Origin of the sequence: Elioraea sp. Yellowstone (assembly GCF_006704265.1) — a bacterium.
GTDB lineage: Bacteria > Pseudomonadota > Alphaproteobacteria > Acetobacterales > Acetobacteraceae > Elioraea.
The window spans coordinates 1-2,092 of the sequence record NZ_VIKA01000262.1 but is presented as its reverse complement, the minus strand read 5'-3'; the positions used below and the strand labels follow the sequence as shown (position 1 = coordinate 2,092).

Annotated in this window: 2 protein-coding genes and 1 pseudogene; all 3 read left to right on the top strand. The window is 73.6% G+C overall.

Annotated elements, in window-relative coordinates; translation table 11 throughout:
- Positions 1-382 (top strand): OmpA family protein (locus FK498_RS18500; protein WP_141857149.1); only part of this gene is annotated, 382 nt, incomplete at its 5' end.
- Positions 379-1,524 carry a MotA/TolQ/ExbB proton channel family protein gene (locus FK498_RS18495; RefSeq protein WP_141857147.1) on the top strand — a complete coding sequence of 382 codons (1,146 nt, stop codon included), beginning with the start codon at positions 379-381 and terminating at the stop codon, positions 1,522-1,524. The genes FK498_RS18500 and FK498_RS18495, both read left to right, overlap by 4 nt.
- A gap of 74 nt (positions 1,525-1,598) precedes the next feature.
- A pseudogene (locus FK498_RS18490) lies at positions 1,599-2,092 on the top strand (hypothetical protein); the annotation flags it as partial.

The window sequence follows — 2,092 nt, the reverse complement described above, 5'->3', positions numbered from 1 at the left end:
GGTCGCCGCCCGGCCCGAGCCTGCGCGTGCCGCGCCGCCGCCTTCCCGCACGCCGGCCGGATCCCCGCCGGCACGGGTGCAGCTCCTGTTCGAGCCGGGCATCCAGGAGCTCAGCGCGTCGATGCGCGCGGAGCTGCGCGCGCTCGCCGCCGCGCTGCCGGAGGACGAGGCCACCCGCCTGACCGTCAACGCCTATGCTGGGGGCGATCCCGCCAATCCGAGCCTCGCCCGGCGCGCCTCGCTCACCCGCGCCCTCGCGGTGCGCACCGCGCTGATGGAGGCGGGCGTGCGCTCCACACGGATCGACGTGCGCGCGCTCGGGCTCAATGCCGGCGACGGGCCGGCCGATCGCGTCGATGTGCTGGTAGGACCGTCCCGATGATCACACGCCCGCGGCGCTTCGTCCTCCGCATGCTCGGGTTCCTCGCCGCGGTGCTGGCGCTCGCGGCGATCCTGCACGAGCATCTGATCCACGCCTTCCAGGCGAACCCGGTGCTGAACGCGCTGATCCTCGGCGTGCTGTTCATCGGCATCCTCTACACGTTCCGCCAGGTCACGGCGCTCGCCCGCGAGGTCGAGTGGCTCGAGACCTTCAAGCGCAACAGGCCCGGGCTCGCCGGGCTCGGCCAGCCGAGGCTGCTCGCGCCGATGGCGGCGATGCTGTCGGAGAAGCGCGAGCGCTTCACGCTCTCGGCGCTCGCCATGCGCAGCCTGCTCGACGGCATCCAGAGCCGGCTCGACGAGAGCCGCGAGCTCAGCCGCTACATGGTGGGGCTGCTGATCTTCCTCGGCCTCCTGGGCACGTTCTGGGGCCTGCTCCTGACGATCAACGCGATCGGCGAGGTGATCGGCGGGATGAGCATCGGCACGGGCGAGATCACGCAGCTCTTCGGCCAGTTGCAGAGCGGGCTGCAGGCGCCGCTCGCCGGCATGGGCACGGCGTTCTCGACCTCGCTGTTCGGCCTCGCCGCGGCGCTGGTGCTCGGGTTCCTCGACCTCACCGCGGGCCAGGCGCAGAACCGCTTCTTCAACGACCTGGAAGACCTCCTGGCGCAGCAGACGCGGCTCTCCTCGGGCGCGATCGGCGGGATCGAGGGTGAGGGCGGGTCGGTGCCGGTCTATGTCCAGGCGCTCCTGGAGCAGACCGCCGAGAACCTCGAGGGCCTGCAGCGCACGCTGGCGCGCGGCGAGGAGGGACGGATCGCCGCGAACCAGGCGGTGATCGGGCTGACCGAGCGGCTCGGCCAGCTCACCGACCAGATGCGGGCGAGCCAGCAGCTCCTGCTCAAGGTGGCGGAGGGGCAGAGCGAGCTGCGGCCCGTCCTGGCGCGGCTGGCCGAGGCGCAGGCGCAGGGAGCGATCGACGAGGCGACGCGCGGCCATATCCGCAACGTGGAGCTCTATCTCGCGCGCATGCTCGAGGAGATGATCCAGGGCCGCACCCAGACGACCAACGAGATCCGCAGCGAGATCAAGCTGCTCGCGCGCACGATCGCGGCGATCGCGGAGGACCAGCCGCGATGAGGGGCGACGGGGGGCGGGGGCGGCGGGGCCCTGCCGGGGGGGCAGGGGGCGGCGCCTCCTGCATGGTGTAGCGCATGGCGACGCCTGCAGCCCGGCGCGGCCGCGGGGGATTCGATCCCTGGCCCGGCTACGTGGACGCGCTGTCCACGCTGCTGATGGTCATCATCTTCGTCCTGCTGGTCTTCGTCCTCGCGCAGGCCTTCCTCTCGGCCGCGCTCTCCGGCCGCGACCAGGCGCTCGCGCGCCTGAACCGGCAGATCGCGGAGCTCTCCGACATGCTGGCGCTCGAGCGCGGGCAGAGCGAGGAGCTGCGCCGGTCGGTCGCGCGCCTCTCGAGCGATCTCCAGGCGGCGGCCGCCGCACGCGATGCGCTCAGCCGCCAGCTCGAGCTCGCCACGGCGGCGCGCGACCGCATCGGCGCCGAGCGCGACGCGCTCAGGACCGACCGCGACCGGCTCTCGGCCCTGCTCGCGGATGCGACCGCGCGCGCCGAGGCGGCGGCGAGCCGCGTGGCGCGGCTGGAGGCGCAGCTCGCCGAGGCGCTGACGCGCGCGGACCAGGCGCGCAT